At 64.9% G+C, this 19,592-nt stretch carries 15 protein-coding genes; 6 read left to right on the forward strand and 9 right to left on the reverse strand.

The genetic code is table 11. From position 1 onward, the window contains the following. Positions 1 to 41 precede the first annotated feature (41 nt). The 5 genes from ABEG21_RS24555 to ABEG21_RS24575 form a co-directional block, all read right to left on the reverse strand. On the reverse strand, positions 42 to 1,160 hold the full coding sequence (locus ABEG21_RS24555) for an NADH:flavin oxidoreductase/NADH oxidase (protein ID WP_347558217.1): 1,119 nt from the start codon (positions 1,158 to 1,160) through the stop codon (positions 42 to 44). A 99-nt stretch (positions 1,161 to 1,259) separates the two neighbouring features. Beyond that, positions 1,260 to 2,297 (reverse strand): zinc-binding dehydrogenase, encoded by a 1,038-nt coding sequence (locus ABEG21_RS24560; protein WP_347558218.1) that lies wholly within the window; start codon positions 2,295 to 2,297, stop codon positions 1,260 to 1,262. Positions 2,298 to 2,501: 204 nt separating this feature from the next. Beyond that, positions 2,502 to 3,089 carry a UbiX family flavin prenyltransferase gene (locus ABEG21_RS24565; RefSeq protein WP_347558219.1) on the reverse strand — a complete coding sequence of 196 codons (588 nt, stop codon included), beginning with the start codon at positions 3,087 to 3,089 and terminating at the stop codon, positions 2,502 to 2,504. A 104-nt stretch (positions 3,090 to 3,193) separates the two neighbouring features. Then, positions 3,194 to 4,549, reverse strand: coding sequence for a PAS domain-containing methyl-accepting chemotaxis protein (locus ABEG21_RS24570; protein WP_347558220.1), 1,356 nt, complete (start codon positions 4,547 to 4,549; stop codon positions 3,194 to 3,196). After that, positions 4,546 to 6,903 (reverse strand): EAL domain-containing protein, encoded by a 2,358-nt coding sequence (locus ABEG21_RS24575; protein WP_347558221.1) that lies wholly within the window; start codon positions 6,901 to 6,903, stop codon positions 4,546 to 4,548. Before ABEG21_RS24575 ends, ABEG21_RS24570 begins: the two co-directional genes overlap by 4 nt. 907 nt (positions 6,904 to 7,810) lie before the next feature. Here ABEG21_RS24575 and ABEG21_RS24580 point away from each other — a divergent pair. The 5 genes from ABEG21_RS24580 (at position 7,811) to ABEG21_RS24600 (ending at position 14,019) form a co-directional block, all read left to right on the forward strand. After that, positions 7,811 to 9,427: a cobyric acid synthase gene (locus ABEG21_RS24580; protein WP_347559086.1), complete on the forward strand. Its 1,617-nt coding sequence runs from the start codon at positions 7,811 to 7,813 to the stop codon at positions 9,425 to 9,427. Further along, positions 9,424 to 10,470, forward strand: a complete 1,047-nt coding sequence (locus ABEG21_RS24585) for a CobD/CbiB family cobalamin biosynthesis protein (RefSeq protein WP_347558222.1) — start codon at positions 9,424 to 9,426, stop codon at positions 10,468 to 10,470. The genes ABEG21_RS24580 and ABEG21_RS24585 overlap by 4 nt, the downstream gene beginning before the upstream one ends. Next, entirely contained in the window at positions 10,467 to 11,672 is a 1,206-nt protein-coding gene (locus ABEG21_RS24590; RefSeq protein ID WP_347558223.1) for a threonine-phosphate decarboxylase, read from the forward strand. The genes ABEG21_RS24585 and ABEG21_RS24590 overlap by 4 nt, the downstream gene beginning before the upstream one ends. 63 nt (positions 11,673 to 11,735) lie before the next feature. Continuing rightward, positions 11,736 to 12,989, forward strand: coding sequence for an FUSC family protein (locus ABEG21_RS24595; protein ID WP_347558224.1), 1,254 nt, complete (start codon positions 11,736 to 11,738; stop codon positions 12,987 to 12,989). 40 nt (positions 12,990 to 13,029) lie between these two features. Further along, a complete protein-coding gene (locus ABEG21_RS24600) occupies positions 13,030 to 14,019 on the forward strand; it encodes a DUF2242 domain-containing protein (RefSeq protein WP_347558225.1) in 990 nt (329 codons plus the stop codon). Here ABEG21_RS24600 and ABEG21_RS24605 read toward each other — a convergent pair. From ABEG21_RS24605 to serA, 4 genes are all read right to left on the reverse strand, one after another. Continuing rightward, positions 14,016 to 14,792 (reverse strand): HAD-IA family hydrolase, encoded by a 777-nt coding sequence (locus tag ABEG21_RS24605; RefSeq protein WP_347558226.1) that lies wholly within the window; start codon positions 14,790 to 14,792, stop codon positions 14,016 to 14,018. The genes ABEG21_RS24600 and ABEG21_RS24605 overlap by 4 nt on opposite strands. Positions 14,793 to 14,931: 139 nt before the next feature. Further along, positions 14,932 to 15,414 carry an ankyrin repeat domain-containing protein gene (locus ABEG21_RS24610; RefSeq protein ID WP_347559087.1) on the reverse strand — a complete coding sequence of 161 codons (483 nt, stop codon included), beginning with the start codon at positions 15,412 to 15,414 and terminating at the stop codon, positions 14,932 to 14,934. 93 nt (positions 15,415 to 15,507) lie between these two features. Next, positions 15,508 to 16,647, reverse strand: a complete 1,140-nt coding sequence (locus ABEG21_RS24615) for an alpha/beta hydrolase (protein ID WP_347558227.1) — start codon at positions 16,645 to 16,647, stop codon at positions 15,508 to 15,510. 210 nt (positions 16,648 to 16,857) lie between these two features. Next, a complete protein-coding gene (serA, locus tag ABEG21_RS24620) occupies positions 16,858 to 18,060 on the reverse strand; it encodes a phosphoglycerate dehydrogenase (RefSeq protein WP_347558228.1) in 1,203 nt (400 codons plus the stop codon). Positions 18,061 to 18,241: 181 nt separating this feature from the next. Here serA and ABEG21_RS24625 point away from each other — a divergent pair, with 181 nt between their 5' ends. Then, the gene (locus ABEG21_RS24625) at positions 18,242 to 19,582 is read left to right on the forward strand and encodes a tyrosine-type recombinase/integrase (protein ID WP_347558229.1); all 1,341 of its coding nucleotides are present in this window, start codon (positions 18,242 to 18,244) and stop codon (positions 19,580 to 19,582) included. Positions 19,583 to 19,592: the final 10 nt, after the last annotated feature.

Here is a 19,592-nt window from a genome sequence, read left to right on the forward strand (position 1 = left end):
CGGCGCCGCGGTCGTGGCGCGGCGGCGCACACCGCCTCCATTTACTGCGCCGATGCCTTGCCCGGGCCCTTATAGCGCGACAGCCAATAGCTGTATTGCGTCGGGAGCACGGTCGACGGTTCGGATTCGCCAAGTGCCAAGGCGATTTGATAGGGGTAATGCGGGTCGGCCAGATGGGCGCGCGCGATCATGACGAGATCCATCTGCTTGTCGGCCACCACGCGCTCCGCGGTATGCGGGTCATCGATACACCAGCCCGATGCAACCGGAATACCGGCCTCGTCGCGAACACGCTGTGCGACAGGTGCCAAGAAAGCCTGCGTGCCCCATGGCACCTTGCCACCGGGGATCACGAAATTGATGCTCACATTGAGGAGGTCGAGTCCTCCTGTCCGCATTTTCTTGATCAAGGCGATAGACTCGGCCAGCGTTTCCTCGTCGCGTCCATCGTATTCGATCACGCCGAAACGGGCGGTCAAGGGCAGATGCTCCGGCCATACTTCCCGCACGGCAGCCAAGGTTTCCAACAGGAAGCGCCCCCGATTATCGACGCTGCCTCCATATTGGTCGTTCCGTTGGTTGCTATAGGCGGAGAAGAAGCTTTGCGCCAGATAGCCGTGTGCGAAGTGCAATTCGAGCCACTCGAAGCCGGCCGTGCGCGCACGACGGGCCGCGGCGACGAAGTCCGCTTTGACGCGCGCAATATCGTCGAGCGTCATCGCTTCCGGGACGCGCGACAAGCCGCCGCCAAATGCGATCGCCGACGGCGCGATCGGTTGCCAGCCATTCGGCGCGCCCGCCGGAATGTGGTCATCGCCTTCCCACGGCACGTTGGCGCTGGCTTTCCGACCCGCATGACCGATCTGGATACCCGGAACCGCACCGGCCCCCTTGATCGCGGCAGCGATACGCGCCAAGCCGGGAATGTGCGCATCGCTCCACAATCCGGTACATCCCGGCGTGATACGACCTTCCGGCGAAACGGCCGTTGCCTCGACGATCACGAGCCCGGCACCGCCGCGTGCCAGCGACTGATAGTGGGTGTGGTGCCAATCGCCGGTCATCCCGTCCACAGCGCTGTACTGACACATCGGCGGTACGGCGATGCGGTTGCGCAACGTGACGTCTTTGAGGCTGAACGACGTGAATAAAGCGGACATATCGACTCCTGATCGATACGGCCCGACGGATTACCGACGGGCCAGGTGAGTGTATTGGCGCTGCGCGTAATGCGCGCCGACGTGCTTACTCTGACGTGCTCAAGCAGGCAGGCCATGTGGCGGATCGTTTGCTTCCGGCCGCACACGCACCAAGGCCTTGCCGGAGAACTGGCGGTTTCGCAGATCTTCCAAGCATTGCGGCAGCACATCGAAAGGCCGTACCACGCGGGCTTCGGGCGACAACACGCCGGCGGCGATCTGCTGCAGCATCTGTTCGCCGGCGGCAACGAGGCGCGACCATGCTTCGTCGTCGCCGTAGACATGCAATGCGCCCAATGCCACTTCATGCATCGACAGCGTGCGTCCGAATGGCGGACAGACCCATTCGGCGGGGCGTCCCTGGATGCAGACGAGGTGACCGTTCGCAAGCAAGCTGTCCGCCATACGCGCCGCGTGTTCCGCGTTCACGCTGTCGATCACCGCATGGAAACGCTGCTGGCCGGTCTGCAGCGGTGCGTCCTCGGCCGGGGAGGCCAGACAGGCGGCCGCACCGAGTGTCCGCAGACGATCCCAGTGTCGGGGATGCGCCATCGCCGTGACGATGAAGCCGCGCATCGCGGCGAATTGCACCAGATAGTTGCCAACGGCGCCGCCGGCGCCGGAGATCAACACCGGCTGGTCGCGTTGCACCGGCACCTTTTCGATGGCCAGAAAAGCCGTCAACGCGGAACAAGGGACGCTGGCCGCCATCTCGAAGTCGACGGCATCGGGCACACGCAGCAGCGCGCGCGCATCCACGGCAGTGAATTCCGCGAAACTCCCCGGCTTTTGCAAGTTCGTGTGATACGCGACGCGGCGTCCTATCCAGGCCGCCGAAACGTCTGCGCCGACGGACACGACGTCGCCGGCGGCATCGACGCCAGGAATATGGCCCTCGCGCCACCCTTCCGGCGCGCTTTCGATCAGCTTCCAGTCGACCGGATTCAAGCCGATCACCGCATTGCGCACCAAGACTTGCCCGTTTGCCGGCGTTGGCAGCGCCATGCGCTGCAAGGTCAAGGTACGCGGCGCGCCGTTCCTTACCCAGGTCCACGCCCGGTGATGGCTCGGCAGCGGATGGGTCAATGTCTGATTCATAAGAGTGGATTGCCTAACAGATCCGCCGCGGCCCCGCAGGTCAGGGGCCGCCGGCGCAGTGGATCGTACAAGGTTAGGCTAGTTCCGCTCGCACGGGAACTAATGGAGAGTTATCGTTTCGATAAAACTCTCTTATGTAAGGCGCGGCGACGAGTCTGCTGCGCGCTTACAGGAGAAAAACGAAGCCGGGCAGATATCGGGGGCTTAGTTGCCGTTGCCATCGCCCGCGTCGGCGCGCAGGCCTTCCCAGCGGCGCACGCTCGGATGCTCGAGGCCGAATTGATCGAGGAGGCGCGCCGCCATTTGCGTGTTCGCCTCGTCCATCGTGGTGGGACGAAGATAATAGGCGGGCACCATCGGGAAAATCGTCACGCCGAGATTCGACAGCGACAACATGTTCTCGAGATGAATGGAATTGAATGGCGTCTCGCGGACCGCCAGCACCAATTTGCGACGCTCCTTCAACGTGACGTCGGCGGCGCGGGCGATCAGATTATCGGACAGACCGATGCGGATCGACGCCAGCGTTTTCATGCTGCAAGGCACGACCAACATGCCATCGTGTTTAAAGGAGCCGCTCGACATCGGCGCCGCGAGGTTGCGCGCATCGTGGACGGTGCTCGCAAGCGCCTTGACGTCAGGTACCGTTTCGCCGCACTCGGTTCGCAAGGTCACATGCCCCCATTGCGACATGACCAGATGCGTTTCCACACCCAGCACCTGTAGCGCTTCCAACACTTTTACGGCGACCGGTGCGCCTGTTGCACCGGTTATCCCAACGATCAATCGCATATTCACTCGCGTCCTGATTTCCGGACCATCCATCATCGATTCGACAGCTTACCGGAAATCGTGCGGACGGAACGACGGATGCGCTTTATCGGCGAGGTGATCGTTCAAGCCGCGTAGTCGCGTTTCGCCTGCGGCAGCCGGGCCACAACCTCACGAATCGCGTGCGCGCCGGCGGAATGCGCGAGAGCCGCCGTGCGGATATCACCAAGCTTGCCGTTGACGCGGTCGACCGATCCGACGATGTCGAACATCGCTTGCCCCGCCACCGTCACCAGTTGTGCATTGGCACTGACCTGATCGACCGAGCTGTCGATGCGATCGCGCGCATCCTTCGCGGAATCCGCGCTGCGCTGCGCCAGTGCACGGACTTCGTTGGCGACAATCGCGAAGTTCTTGCCCTGCTCGCCGGCCCACGCCGCCTCGACCGACGCATTCAAGGCCAGCAAATTCGTCTGGAATGCAATGTCGTCGATGACATCGACAATCGACGAAATGGCTTCCGCTCGCGCCTTCATCTCACGCATCGACGCAATCACTTCGTCCATCACCTGACCGCCGCGCAAGGCGACTTCCGATGCACCGTGCGCCATATCGCTCGCTTCCTGCGCATTCGCGGCACTGGTGCGCAGCGCGGCGGACAACTTCGCCACCGCGTCTTGCAGCGAGCGCGCGGCCATCGTTTGCTCGGTGACGTCGGTCGCGTACTTGACCACCTTGAACGGGCGCCCTTCGGCATCGAAGATCGGATTGTAGGTTGCTTGCAGCCAGACGGTGCGGCCCGACTTTGAGACGCGCGGATAGCATCCCGCATCGTATTCGCCGCGGCTCAGCTTCTCCCAGAACGTCTTACCGTCCGCCCCGACGCGATCCGCGGGCGCGATAAAGCGACAGTGGTGCGTGCCTTCCAGTTCCTCGATGCGATATCCGAACAGCTGCAGAAAGTTATCGTTGGCCGACAGGACATTGCCCGCGAGATCGAATTCCGCCACCAATTGCGCCTTTCGAATTGCCGCCATCTCGCCATCCATTTCGACGGTACGCTGACGCTCTTCCGTGACGTCGGTGGCATATTTGACCACCTTGAACGGGCGGCCGTAGGTATCGAGGAGCGGGTTGTACGTTGCTTGAAGCCACATTTCGCGACCGTTGGCCGCTACGCGCTTATAGATGCCGGCGTGAAACTCGCCGCGCCCGAGCACGTCCCAGAATTGTCGGTACGCCTCGCTCTGCCGCATCGACGGCTCGACCAATATCCGATGATGCTTGCCGATCAGAAACTTGCGCGAGTAACCGCTGAGACGGCAGAAATTTTCATTGGCGTCCAGAATCCGCCCGTCCAGCGAGAATTCGACGACCGACTGCGACTTGTCGATGGCGGCCACCTGACCGGTCAAGTCATCGAGCGACCGTTGTCCGGTGAGGCGGTTACATACCTGGCGAAACATCGAGATCACGTTCATGACTGGAATCTGAATCGAGGATACATGGAAGCACGCGTGATCGAATCACCCGTGGCGGAACGGAGCGGAATACAGCCGGCGGTACAGCCTTCGCCGTGTTGGCACTGCGCCATCGCATTGGCGCCTTTCGCGTTAGCAGCACGCGTGGAATCGGTCTGATCGACCGTGCGTCCTATCCGGCGCGCGACACCGGCATCGGCGCGCATTTCAAAGACCTTGGCAGCGGCGTCACCGCAGCCTTCGTCGATACCGAGGCCCCGCGCGACACGCAGCGTTTCCTCGCTTTGCAGGCCGTCGACGCTGACCCGCATACCGAGGGCGTGCGCCAACGACACCAGGCGCTGCACGACGCGCGCGTGCTTCGGCATGTCGCGCACGGTGTCGATCACTCGCGGATCGAAACTGACGCCAGTGAGCGGCAAATTCGGCAACCAGCGGACGGTGTCGAAGCCGGCACCGAATCCGGTGATGACCACGCCGATGCCGGCCTCGCGCCACACGCGAATACGACGCTGCGTCGCGGAAAACTGCTCGCGCAAGGCCGCAAGGGGTACGGCCACTTCCAATTGCGCCGGCAGCAGACCGACGTGCAACAAGGCGTCCAACCAGGGCCGGGGCGCTTGATCGAGCAAGGCCATGCCGCCGCGCAATTGCAGGCGTGCCGTCTGGCGCCGCTCCACCGTCCACCAGCGAGAAAACCAATCGAGCAAGGATAGACGCTGCGCGACGTCGAGCGGCACGGGCGAGGCCGAGGACGCCTGGGCCGTCGCGCTGCGCCAATCGCGACCGATCGCCGCGCCGTCGCCCAAGCCGGCGCCCCGCAAGCTGACGACGTCGCCGACGGTGCCATAGTCGGGCACGGTCACATCGAACCCTTCCGCGAACGCCGCCGATAAATTGACACGCATCTGGCAACCATCCCGTGCGGGATCATAGGCTAGACGCGTCGGCTTGGCATCGTCCATGTCAGGCGCCGCCGTCTTTGCGGTCGGCACGGCGTGAAGCCCCTTGAACGGCGCCTCGCGAAGCGCGTCGGCCGGCGCGTTTTCCGCGTCGGCGAGTGCCCCCGGCATGCGCCCGACCGGTCGCCCCGCAACGTGCAGCGCGGTCCGACCGATGCGACGTTCGGACCCGCGCGGCAACGCAGGCACGGCACGACGCAGGGGCGCGGACATCGGTTGGCGTGGCGCCATCAATGCGGTAACCAGATCGGCGACATGCGCACATGCCGCCACGTCCATTGCCACGACCTGGGACGTTCCGACGCAGACTTCTCCGGTCTCGGTCTCGCATGTCAAGGCATCGCCCTGCGCGGCAAACCGATGCGACTCTCGCGAGGCGCCGCCCTGCAGCGGTCCATTGCCGACGTCGGCGGCATAGCCGACGAGCGGCGCGAGGTCACGGGCCAGCCCGCCCACCACCCGCGCGACACCTGCACGCGGCATGGCCAGGAAAAAGGCGAGATGGCGCGCCGAAATCCGATACACGCCATCGCGCGTCGCGGCGGCCGAGCGTAACCACGTTGCAATCGCTTCGATCTGCTGATCGATGCGCGACGCTTTTCCCTGCTTCACCCAGTCGTCCGCTTGCGCCGACGAAACCGCCTCGACACAGACGGCCCAATGGACGCCGCACACTTGCGCGTCCGCCGCGACACCGCCGAAAGTCGACGCCATCGCTTGCCCCATCCAGCCCAACGGCGATGTGATGCCGTCCGCGTCCGCATCGGACGCGGCGTCGATATCGGCGCCCTCGCCCGCCAGCAGCACGGACTCGCGCAAGGCAGCAGCGTTTTCATGAAAACGCCGCTCATTGGGAAGACCCGATGTGCGGTCGACGTAATGCGTAGAGCGCGAGAGTCGGATCAACGCTTCGACGGTCTCCGCGAGCGCTTTCAGGCGATCGATCATCTCCGCATCGACATCGCTACGCGGCACGACATCCGCGACAAACAACGTGCCCAAGGGCAGGCCGTCGTCGCTGCGAACGGGCACGCCAGCATAGAAACAAACGCCGGGCGCCGCGACCACGAGGCGATTCGTCGCGAAGCGCGCATCGCCGCGCGCATCCGGGACGATCAACGGTTCGCGTTGCAAGATGGCGTAGGCGCAAAACGCATCCTCACGCGCCGTCGCCGATTCGTCGAGGCCAACCGACGCTTTGAACCACTGCCGATGCTGATCCATCAAAGAGACGCCCGCGATGGGCGTGCGCACCAGCATCGATGCCGCGTGCACAACCGCATCGAATGCCGGATCCTGCGGCGTATCGAGAATGCAGCTGTCCAACACCGCGCGCAGGCGCTCGGCTTCGTTGAACGGCAGCGGCGGTGAGGTTCGTTGCAAGGCTTCCATGGACTGACCTGGGTGACGCTAGGGTGATTTTTCAATGAGACAAATGCGCGTCACCATCTGAAATGACATATAAGCACAACTTGAGCGCAAAACACATCTCTTTAGCGCATGTTACGTACCGTTGACGTTACGTAACATACATACGATCGTTTTAAAATGACTCGTAAAACGCTGATACGCAGTGACTCCAGACCGTGATATTGATTACGCGGGCGGTCGAGTTGTGTGCATTTAGCGCATTGATCGCGGCAAGAACGACACCGATCCCGAGTCCCGGCCAGGCCACAGACTGGCGCCGCAATTTTTGGTAGTCATTTACTGCGGTATACGGCCAGTCATTCCAATCGGATCAGCTTTATTTCACGCCTTTTATAAAAAAAACGACCGACGTCTGGACGCAACAGAAACCCGCATGACGCGCCACGCAGCACGCTCCTCGGGCATGGCGCGCCATTGCATCGCGTCTCGATGCCCGATCGTCATACGTCTGATAAAAGCCTAGTCGTGATGGTCATTGCCTAGTCCAATGTCCTGGCCGAATGGGTTCCGACACACCGCGTGACCCGGGTCAATTGCGCCGACGCATGCCTCGGGCAGCTTCCATAAACGCCCTGCTTCGCGGACGATCGCGCTGCTTCGCGCGCCGGGCGGTCTCGTCAACGCGCACGGCATGCCGCATTTTTGCTATCGTTGAGGCCCGCGGCGCCGATAGTCACGCCCGCGCACCTCAGCGCCGTCTGCAACGACAGACGGCCGTTCACGCGAAACGATGTCCGATTCCTTGCTTTCCCCCGCTCCTGCTGCCCCCGATTCTGCCGACGCCGACGGTGCGACGGCGTCCTCCAGCCTTCACCCGCATAGGGCGGCCGTGGTTCCACCGGCCGCCCGGCCGGGATCGCGGACCCTGATGGTGCAAGGCACGACGTCCGACGCCGGGAAAAGCACGCTCGTCGCGGCCCTGTGCCGCTTGCTGGTTCGGCGCGGCATCCGCGTCGCGCCCTTCAAGCCGCAGAACATGGCGCTGAACAGCGCCGTCAGTATCGACGGGGGCGAGATCGGCCGCGCGCAGGCGTTGCAGGCCTATGCGGCCGGTCTGCCGCCGCATACCGATATGAATCCGGTCTTGCTCAAGCCCGGCAGCGACCGCACCGCGCAAGTGATCATTCACGGCAAGGCCGTCGCCAATCTGAATGCGCGGGACTACCACGCCTATAAGCCAGTGGCGATGGCGGCCGTCATGCGCGCCTACCGGCGTCTGCAGCAGCAATACGATACGGTACTGGTCGAAGGCGCCGGCAGTCCCGCGGAAATCAATCTGCGCAAAGGCGACATCGCCAATATGGGATTCGCCGAAGCGGCGGACTGCCCCGTGATCCTCGTTGCCGACATCGACAAAGGCGGCGTTTTCGCGCATCTGGTGGGGACGCTGGACGTGCTCGCACCCTCTGAACGGGCGCGCGTGATCGGCTTCGTCATCAATCGTTTTCGGGGCGACCCGGCCTTGCTGGAGCCCGGGCTCCGATGGCTCGAGGCACGCACCGGCAAGCCGGTGCTGGGCGTGCTGCCCTATCTTCACGGTCTGTATCTCGATGCCGAAGATGCCTTGCCCGACACCGGGGCGCAGGCGTCCGCCGATGTGCGCATCCGGATCATTGCGCCGGCTTTTCCGCGGATCTCGAATGCGACGGATTTCGATGCGCTGCGCCTGAACGAGGCCGTCGATTTCCGCTTTATTCGTGCCGGCGAAGTCATTCCGCCGGCCGACCTCATCGTCCTGCCCGGCAGCAAGAGCACGCGCGCCGATCTGGCGTGGTTGCATGAACAGGGGTGGGTGCCGATGCTGCGTCGACATCTGCGCTACGGCGGCAAAGTGATCGGGATATGCGGCGGCTTCCAGATGCTCGGACGGCACGTGCATGATCCGGATGGCGTCGAAGGCCCTGCGGGCAGCAGCGACGGATTGGGACTGCTGGATATCGAGACGACTATCGGACGACAGAAGCAACTGCGCAATGTGCGGGGCGCGCTGACGCTCGACCACGGCGCGAAACACGACGCCTCCCGTGCGAGATCCGCCATGGTCCTCGATGCATCCGATGCATCCGTTATTGTCGCGTCCGATGGCGCGGCGCCCGCGGTCCCTGTTTTCGGCTATGAGATTCACATGGGCAGCAGCGACGGTCCCGGTCTGTCCCGGCCCGTGGCGCGCATCGACGACGCCGGCGACGTCCGATTCGATGGCGCGCAGTCCGATGACGGGCAAGTACTCGGCACCTATCTGCATGGTGTATTCGATCATCCGGAGGCCGCCTGCGCGCTCCTCGCGTGGGCCGGCGACGCATGCGACGCGAGCATGCGCGGTGCCATGCCGAAGGCGATGGCGGGCTTCGATCTCGCCGCGCGACGCGAAGCCGACTTGAACCGGCTGACGGATGCGGTGGAAGCGCATCTCGATCTCGCGCGGCTGGCCGATTGCCTGGGCCTGTCCTCGGCCACCCACGATGCGGTCACGGGCCAAGCATGATCGGCACCTTCACTTTCCTCGCCGGTGGGGCACTCGCGATCGTGGCCGCCGGTATCGATCGCCTTATCGGCGAGCCGTCACGCTGGCATCCTCTGGTCGGTTTCGGTCGCCTTGCCGCAGACGTCGAACGCAGGCTGAACGCACAGGCTGCCGCAGCCGACGCAGCGCCGCCCGCGACGATCCGCCCGGACGCCCATACGGCCATCGACACCGACGCGTGCGCGCAGCGGCGTACCGCATTGCGCGCACGCGTGTGCGGTCTGCTGGGATGGGGCTGTCTTGTCGTGCCGCCGACCGTCTTGGCGATCGGCTTGATTCAATGCTGCCCGCTTCCCCTGGCCGCCCTATTGCATGCGCTGTTGCTCTGGTTCGCGCTCGGCGCGCGCAGCCTGCGCGACCATATCGCTCCGGTCGCGACGGCCCTCGCGCAAGCGGATCTCCGCGCCGCGCGCGCCGCCGCCGCGCGCGTCGTGTCTCGCGATCTCACTGACGCCGATGAAACCGCCGTCGCGAAGGCGGCGGTCGAATCCGCCTTGGAAAATGGCAGCGATGCCATTTTCGCTCCGCTGTTCTGGTTTCTGATCGGCGGTGGCCCGGCTGCGCTCGCCTATCGTCTGATCAACACACTGGATGCGATGTGGGGTTACCGCACGCCGCGCCTGCGCCATTACGGCTGGGCAGCCGCGCGCATCGACGATGTCGCAAACTGGGTACCGGCGCGCCTGACGGCGCTCACGTATCTGCTGCTGGGCGCGTCCCGCGATGGCTGGCATTGCTGGCGCACCCAGGCCCCGACATGGGACAGCCCCAATGCGGGCCCCGTCATGGCCGCCGGCGCCGGCAGTTTGCGCGTTCGCTTGGGCGGCACCGCACGCTATCATGGCCACGACGAATACCGTCCGGTGCTCGGCTGCGGCGCGGCGCCCGTCGCCATCGATGTCCAGCGGGCGCTCGACCTTGTCCAGCGAACCTTGATCGCCTGGCTCGCCTTGTCCGTCGGCATCGGTGCCATCCTGGCGATCATGGGAGGCACCGCGTCATGACGGTTGATGCGTCTGATTTGCCCTTTCCGCGGCCGCGAGTCGTCGTGCAGCACGGCGGCGATCTGCATCGGGCCATCGCGCAGTACGGCCGGCCGCGTGCGGACTGGCTCGACCTCTCGACCGGCGTGAATCCGGAGGCCTATCCGGTCTCGATGCCAACCTCCGATATCTGGCGCACGCTGCCCGACGACGACGATGACCTGGCTGCCGTGGCGGGCGTCTACTATCACTGGCCCGCGTCCCACGTCTTGCCGGTGGCCGGCAGTCAAGCGGTGATTCGCACCTTGCCAGCCGTGCTGGATGGCATGACGCGGGCAGGGAAAACCGACACGCCGACATCCGCGGGGCGGGGCGACGCGGCGGTGGCCACGCTTACGTACGGCGAATACGCACCCGCTTTCGCGGCGGCCGGCGTGCGCGTGCATACCTACGACCCGGCCGACCCGGCACCGCTCGACACGCTGCCCGACACCGTGCGCTATCTGGTCGTCGTCAACCCCAATAATCCGACGACGGATCGCCATCCCGTCGCGACGCTGCGTGAATGGCAAGCCCGACTGGCACGGCGTGGTGGCGCCTTGATCGTCGACGAAGCGTTTGCCGATGCCTATGATGCGGACGCCGACGGGGACGCCGGCGCTGGCACCAGCGACATCGGCTGGACCGACATCGACATCGACGCCATGGCGCTGCCCGATTCCAGCTTGATCGTCTTGCGATCGGTCGGCAAATTTTTCGGTCTGGCCGGAATACGCGCCGGCTTCGTGCTCGCGTCGCCGGCGATCTGCGAGGCACTGCGCGTGCATCTGGGTGCCTGGACCGTCAGCGGTCCCGCCCGTCACGCAGCGCGCGAAGCACTGCGCGATACGGCCTGGCAAACGGCGATGCGTCGGAGCCTGAACGCGCAGCGGCGCGCATTGCACGCGATACTAGTGGAACACGGCTTCCCCGCGCGATCCACGCCCTTGTTTGCCTGGTGGCCATGGGCCGATGCATTCGGCTTGCAGGCGCGCCTTGCCGAGCAAGGGATCTGGATTCGTTGCTTCGCCGCGTCGGCTGCGCCCAGCCCCGCACGCCCGTCCGCCACGGCGTTTTTCGAGACAGCGCGACTGCCGAGTGTGCGGATCGGCTTGCCGGGCAGCACGGCGGCGCTGGAACGCCTCTCACGCGCCTTGTCGACGATCGGCGCATCGGCACGGTAGGCGAACGATCGGGCCGTGTAGCAATCGATTGCAAAGCAGAAGGAGACGAATGAGGGATTTCGGATGATGTCGCTTGCCACGCTGCACACGCTCGCCAACGCGGCATTGAAGTTGGTGCGGACCCATTGGCGCATGGTCTCGCGGCTGCTGATCGGCGCTTTCGGGGCCTATTCCTGCGCCGAGTTTTTCGGCTTCGCGCAGAGCTTCTGGTCCGTGGTCACGGCCTTGGTCGTCATCCAGGCCAATGTCGGCGGGACCGTCACGGCGGGGATCGATCGCCTGGTCGGCACCGTCGCCGGCGCTCTGGTCGGTGCCGTGGTGACGCCGATCCTCGCCCTCGACGCGCCCGTGTGGGTGGCGCTGTTGCTGGCCCTCGTGCCACTGGCTTTCATGGCCGCCACCCGCCCCGGTTATCGCATCGCGCCCATCACCGGCGTCATCGTGATCCTGGCCGGCGCGGACTTCCATCCCTTCTGGCTCGGTGCCGCCTATCGGGTGCTGGAGATTTCCTTGGGAACCGTGTTCGGGGTGCTGGTGTCCCTGCTGGTGTTCCCGTCGCACGCCCATCGCGGCATCCGGCGTCAATGCGCGCGGGCGATGGGCCCGCTCGCCGATCTGTTGGACCGATTTTTGACCGAACGCGGGAGGATCAGCGTCGATCGCATCAATCCGCTGCATGACAAAGTGCGCGCCGCCATCGCGGTAGCGGAGAAAAGCGTCCAGGACGCCCGACGCGAACCCGGCGCGCGCCATATGGACCTCGGCGTCGAGATTCGGGCCCTTCGGCGTATCCATAGCGATGTGATCTTTGTCGGCCGCGCGACCTACGACTGGCCGCCCGAAGCGCGCTGGCCGGCGCTGGATCATGCCATCGAGGAACTCAGCGATGTCTTCCATCGATCTTTTGACGCCTTGGGACATGCACTGACCCACGGCGGCTCGACCGCCGCGGTGCGGAATCTCGACTTGGCGATCGGCAAGGTCATCGAGGCGCTCTCGGCGCCGCCCGAACAAGCGGCCGATCTACCCGTCGGAGCGCAACAAAAACTGGGGGTGCTGCCGTTCACGATTCAGACCTTGCGTCGGGACATCGTCGATTTCGCCGATCTGCTGGCCGGTCCCAGCGCGACGGACGACGACAACGAGGGCGGAGACGCCGATAAACGAAACGAAAAGGCAACGGAAACGCAGACCGCCACCCCCGTGGAAAGCGGAAAAACCGACGCCAGCCCCGATGAAAATCACACGGCGTCAATCACGCCGCGTAACAAGGTCAACCGGGATTCGACTGGCGGCACGGGCGACGCGGCGCTATGATGTGCGGTTGCCTTCGTCATTGCTGTCGCCTCCAGCCGCCATGCGCCACGCTTTTCCTTCCCTGATGTCCTTATTGTCCCGTCGCCCCCGCCTCGCTGCCGGCGCGACGCGTCCGTGTCCCAAGGCCGCCCGTCCGGCGGCGATGCTTGCCTTGTCGTCCGTGCTCGCTTTGGCGGCCTGTTCGACGGAGAAGCCGTTCCAGCCGGACCTGTTCTCGACCACGGTCAGCCCCTATGCCCATACCTTCGCCGCCACGAGCGCCCAGGCCTGCGAGGCGGCGCGGCGTGCGGTATTGAGCCAGGGCTATGCCACGACGACCTCGACGTCGGAGACGATCGACGCGTCCAAAGGTTTCCAGCCGACCCCGGAAAACCACGTGTCCGTGTCCTTCCATATCGTCTGTACGCCGGGCGAATCGTCGAGCGGTTCGAGCGTGATCTACGTCAACGCGGTGCAGGACAATTACGGCTTGAAGAAAAGCGACACGTCGGCCAGTGTCGGCCTCAGTATCTTGGGATCTGTTTCCTTGCCGATCCGTTCGAACAGTGATTCGATGGTGAAGATTTCGAGTCAGACGATCCCGCCCGGCCTGTTCTACGAACGCTTCTTCGGTCTGGTGGATCAGTATTTGAAGACGGTGGTGCGGGCGATGCCCGTGTCCGATGCCGACGTGATCAGCAGTCGCCTGGCGCCGCTGGCATCGCCGAAACTCGGCAATGCCGAACCGGTGCCGGTTATCGTCGATGCCACACCGTCTCAGACCGCCACCGTGAAGCCGCTGCCGGCCCCGGCACCGCCGCCGATCGCTGCTAGTGCAGCGCAGGCGGCTTCGGCGGTATCGACGGCTTCGGCGGCTTCGGCGCCGGTAGCAGCGTCGGCCAGCACGGCAGGCATGGCGCCCGCCGCAACCGGCGCGGCGGCGAGCGCATCTACAGCGGCCTCAGTGCCGGCAACGGCGCCCGCGCCCGCGAGCGCGGCCTCGGGCGCCACCGCTGCCACACCGGTCGCTACGAGCGCCGCGGCGCATTAACGCGGGGATGGCGCAGCGTTTTGCGCGTCGGGTGCCAGCCATTCCAGCACTTCCAGCATGTCCTGGATCACCGGCACTGGCCGGCTAAGACCCGCCTTGACGTCGTCTTCCAACCGATAGCCGACGACATGCACGCCGGCGGCAAGCCCGGCTTCGATCCCCGCCACGCTGTCCTCCACCAAAAGACACTGCGACGGCGCAACGCCCATCGCATTCGCGGCATGCAGGACCAAGGCCGGATCCGGTTTCCACGCACCCACTTCGTAGGCACTGAAAATCCGGTCTCTCGGGAAATAATCGATCAAGCCCGCGGCGCGCAGGCAAACGTCAAGCTTGTCGCGCGGACCGTTCGAGGCAACCGACTTCGGCACCTGTAACTGACGTACCAATGACACCGCATTCGGCATCGCCTGCAGTTCGACCGCATAGCGCGCCTTGCTGCGCTCCCGAAACGCCTGCGTAAACGCATCGAGTTCGGTCAAGCCAGTGTCCTGTGCCAGCTTCGCCAGGAATTTCGCAAATTCGCAGCCGCGGAATCGGTGCAAGGCCTCTTCGGCGTCCATCGTGATGCCTTGCTCGGCGACCATTTCGACGACCACCAATGCCGACAGGATTTCACTGTCGACCAAGGTTCCGTCGCTATCGAAGATGACCGCCCGAATCTGGCCCTTGCCGGAAAAATCGGCGTGCAACACGGCGCCCTGTGCGTCTGGCGCATCGGTAACCGTCTCCGATGGCGTTGCGTCGATTTCAGCGCGTCCAGCTGCCGTCATGCTTTCTTCCCCAGGGTAGGTAAACGTTGGTGTGATTCACTGCCGCCGACACTCTACACGAGCGCACGCGCGCTGTGCCGGCAGTGCCTCGATTGCGCAACGTTCGCGTAGGGCGTCGGGGAGAGGATCAGGCCAGGAATCAGGCAGAGGGGCCGGCCTGCAGCAGCGCCAACACGTCGGTGGCGCCCATGGTGCGGGCGGCGGCCTGGGCATCGTTGCCCTGCGCATCGCGCGCGGCGGGATTGGCCCCGCGTGCGATCAACTGACGCACGATGTCGATGCGATTGAACATCGCCGCGATCATCAGCGCGGTACGCCCATCGGGCGAAGCGCCCTCGACGTCCGCACCATGGTCCAGCAGCGTATCGATGATCGCCTGATAGCCCTTGAAGGCGGCGCCGGCGATCGGGGTCTGCCCTTTGTCGTTGCGCAGGTTCGCATCGGCACCGCCGTTCAACAACGCTTTCACCGCGTCGACATGGCCGTGATAACTGGCCAGCATCAGCATCGTGTCGCCGTTTTCGTTACGCAGATTCGGCGGCAGGCCTTTTTCGAGCAGCTTGGCGAGCATCGGCGCATCGCCGCGCCGCGCACAATCGAAGACCTCGCGCGCGAACGCCATCGCGTCTTCATCGGGGCCACTGGCGCCCTGGCCGGTTGCGGCAATCGGATCGGAGGAAGGAGTAGCGGTCATCGTAGCGGTCTCGGTCAGCGATTAATCGTCACGGCGGTCGCCCGCACGCAGCAGCGTGTTGACATCGCCACCGAAGGCGCCATAGGTACTGGACGGCTGACCCGAATGCTGCGCGACCGCGGCCGCGATCTTGCGCACCGCCGCGTAGTGGGCCATATGTCCAACGCGCGGCAGAATGCGCAAATCGCTATGCGGGATGTCGCGATGCAGGCGCAGCGACTGCGCGCCCGCATCGACGACGCCATCCGCGTCACCGACGAAAATCGTCGTCGGCTGCAGGATTTCCCAATAACGTTTGCGCAACTTGAAAACGCCCGGCAGCATCAGCGCTTTTTCTCGCGCCGCCGCCGTCACTTGCGACGGACGGGCGCGCATGCCACGCGGCACCATCGATTCGAAACTTGGCGCGACCGAATGGGGCGCGAACATGCGCTTGGCAACGCGTCGCGACAAGGCACGCACGGCCAGCGGAGTCACCGACTGCGCGATCAATTTGCCGACAACCGGGATCTGCTGCAGGCCCGCCAGCGCCTCCAGATGCATTCCCGGATAGAAATACCCGCCGACGAGAACGAGTCCCTTCACCGATTCCGGCGACGTCAATGCCAGCGCGGCCGCAACGGTCGCACCAAAGGAATGGCCGACGACGACGGCTTCGTCGATCTCCATGAAGTCCAGGAAATTGCGGATCGTCGCCGCCTGCGCCATCGGCGATACGGGCATATCCGGGTGGTTCTGCTCGGCCGGCGTGTACGGATCGGCCAGCAAGCCGGCCTCGCCGTATTCGTCGTCGAATGCCCGCAAACCATGCAGTACGGGACCGCCGTCGGGCGACACGCCGCTATAACCGAAACCGGGACGGTCGATCGCAATCACGCGATGGCGGCGTGCCAGCAGATCGAAGAGCCCGCTGGCCACGAAATCGGTGGCCTGGAGCCCCGTGCCATGCAACAACAGCACGACGGGACCCTGGCCTTTCTCGAGGTAGTGCAGGCGGACGCCCGCGATATCGACGAAACGACCCAGTGCCGGCGCTCGCCGCTCCGAACGCTTGGCCTGCCGCTTGTTCCACACGGTACTCGCCGCGAGCGCCGCCGCAGTCAACGCGACGCCCCCGAGGATCCAAGGCAGGCTTCCGCCGCGTTCCGTACGCTCCGTCATTCGTCCGTCTCCTTGTTTTGGCTGGCATCAAGGGCCGGAGCGATAGGCCGCCGGCCGACTCATGCACTAATTTACCGGGTGGACGAACTGTGTGGCGCAGAATTTACACTTTGAAGCGAAATGTGAGACACAGCAGCGCGCCGGTTCCCGGCAACGATACCTTATGCTATCCGGAAACGGCCATTGTTGCGCGCAACGCGCCGCACTGCCTCAGTCGCAGATGACGCGGGTGCGGATAAAGCCCGGCTCGCCGCGCAGCGCGTCGATCGCGTGCGCCGAGGGCGTGCGATCGAGGTCGGTCACGACATACCCCAATTCTCCGCGCGTCTGCAGATGCTGCGACACGATATTCGCTTCGTTACTTGCAAATGCGGTATTGAGGCGTGCCAGCGCACCGGGGACGTTCGCGTGCAGGTTCAACACGCGGCAACGTCCTTCCAGCGGTCCCGGCGTGATCTCCGGCACGTTGACGGCACCGGTGGTAGCGCCCGTGCGCAGAAAACCCACCAACTTCGCGGCCACTTCGACGCCGATATTTTCCTGCGCCTCCTGCGTACTGCCGCCGATATGCGGCGTCAGGATCGTATTCACCGCACCGCGCAGCGGGCTGTCAAACGGGTCCTGGTTGCTTGCCGGCTCCGTGGGATACACGTCGATGGCGGCACCGCTGATATGGCCATCATCGAGGGCAGCGCGCAAGGCGACGATATCGACGACCTTGCCCCGTGACGCGTTGATCAGAATCGCGCCGCGCTTGAATTGCCGCAAGACGTCTGCGTTCACCAGATTGGTCGTCGCCGCGGTCGCCGGAACGTGCAGCGTGACGATGTCGGCCTGGGACACGGCATCGGCCAGCGTGGGCGCGGCGCGCGCGGTGCCCAGCCCCAGCTTCGCCTGCAGGTCGTAGTAGACGACGCGCATGCCGAACGCCTCCGCCAGCACGCCGACCTGCGAGCCGATATTGCCGTAGCCGACGACGGCAATCGTCTTGCCACGCGCCTCGAAGGCGCCGGCCGCCCCCTTGGCCCAGACGCCCGCGTGCGTCAGCGTGGTTTTTTCAGGGACACGACGCAGCAGCAGCACCGCTTCGGCAATCACCAGTTCGGCGACCGAACGCGTATTGGAAAACGGCGCATTGAAAACGGGGACGCCGGCACGCGCGGCCGCGTCCAGCGCGACCTGCGACGTGCCGATACAGAAGCATCCCAGCGCTTGCAACGTGGGCAGCGCGGCGAAGTCCTCGGCACCGAGGTGACTGGCCGAGCGAATGCCCAGCAACGCACTGTCGGCGACCGCATCGTGCAAGGCCTTGCCGGTCAGTGCCGACGCATGCCGGCGCACGTCCAGGCCGGCGTCGACGAGCAAGTCCGACGCGGTTTTATGAATACCTTCCAAAAGCAGAATCGACGTCATTGATGCACTCGATGGTAAGACGGGTGAGCGTAAGCAGAGTTCCGAGCCATCAGGCCCTTATAATCGGAGCATATCGGCAAACGCGGTACGCCGTACGTCACCCGCGCAAAGACCCTTCGGCGCCTAATGGCGCTGTCGACCCGTCTGCTCGCGTTTTCGATATTTCACCCTCCTTTTGCCGATGCCCGACACGCCGCCGCCCGCTTCTCCTCCCCCTTCGCCTGCGCCGCGCGCGCGCGCCAAGCCCGCGCCGGGTACGCCGCCGAGCGCGGCCCTCGTGGCGCCGACCCCCGAGGCGTGGTACGCCGATCCCCGCGCCGCGTTCGACGCATGGATGTCCCTGCAACGCTTCCGGTCCTCGTCGATCCTGGTGTATCGCGCGCAGTGGCATCATTTCCTCGATTGGCTCGCCGCGCGCGGACGCACGTTGCGCGGCGCGGAACCGGCGTTGATCGACGAATTTGCCGCGACAATCGATGTCAAACGTCAGCAGAGGGCGCGCTATCTGCGCATCATGGAGCGGGTCTTCGACGATATGAGCGGGCAATCGCAGGCGCTAGGCAATCCCGCCCGAGCGGTGACGCGCAGCATAGATGCACCGTGGACCGACACCGCCTCGAATGCACCTACCGGCTTTCTCGATCGCAGCGAACGCACCTGCTTGTGGGAGGAACTGGCCCGCGCCGATGCACCCGATGGGCAACCGCTGCCGTGGCGTGATCTGCGTGACCGCGCAATGGCCGCGATGCTGCTCGGCGCGGGATTGAAGCTGAACGAATTGGAATCGATGCGGCTCGATCAGGTGCGGCTCGGCGTTATTCCGTCGACACGCCATTCGGACACGAGCACCGAGCCGCCGGCCACACCGCGTTGGTCGATTCAGCAGGAAACCGATCGCCGTGGCGGCGCGCTATGGATCGCTCGCGCCGAGGGCGGCAATCGGCCGCCCGCGCCGTATGACGTCGATGCCCTGGATCGTGCGGAAGCGGCAAACACGACTGAGACAGCCGATCGGGCCAGTGCATCGGTGCAGGCCGACTGGGGCGGCGGGGACGAGACCGTCCCAACAGCCGAACGCGCCGCGCCGGCACTAGACGAGCGGGACGGGTATCGAACGGTGCCGATCCCCCTTCACGCTGCCGTCATTCTGCAGCGTTGGCTGCAGGCGCGCGCGGAAAACGCCGTCGAGGCGGATCTGGTGTTTCCGGCGGGCCGCAACGGCCTGAAAATGCACAAGGCCACCGCGCTACGCGCCATCGATGTGCTCGTCGAGCGTAGCGGCTTGCGGGCATTGCATCACGGTAGAGTCAGTCCGCAGACGCTGCGAAATGCCTACGCTGCGGCTTTGTTCAGCGCAGGGCTCCCGGACGAGCAAGTGGCCGAGCGGCTCGGCATGATCAAGGTATTGTCGGCGCGTCGGCTGCGCGCCGCCTGGGATGTGGCACGCGCCGCGCCCAACACCAACGGCGCGGGCGACGGCAGCATGACGGCACGGCCGTCACGGCGGCGCGATCGTACGTGATCGGGATCGC

This window comes from Robbsia sp. KACC 23696 (genome assembly GCF_039852015.1).
Taxonomy (GTDB): domain Bacteria; phylum Pseudomonadota; class Gammaproteobacteria; order Burkholderiales; family Burkholderiaceae; genus Robbsia.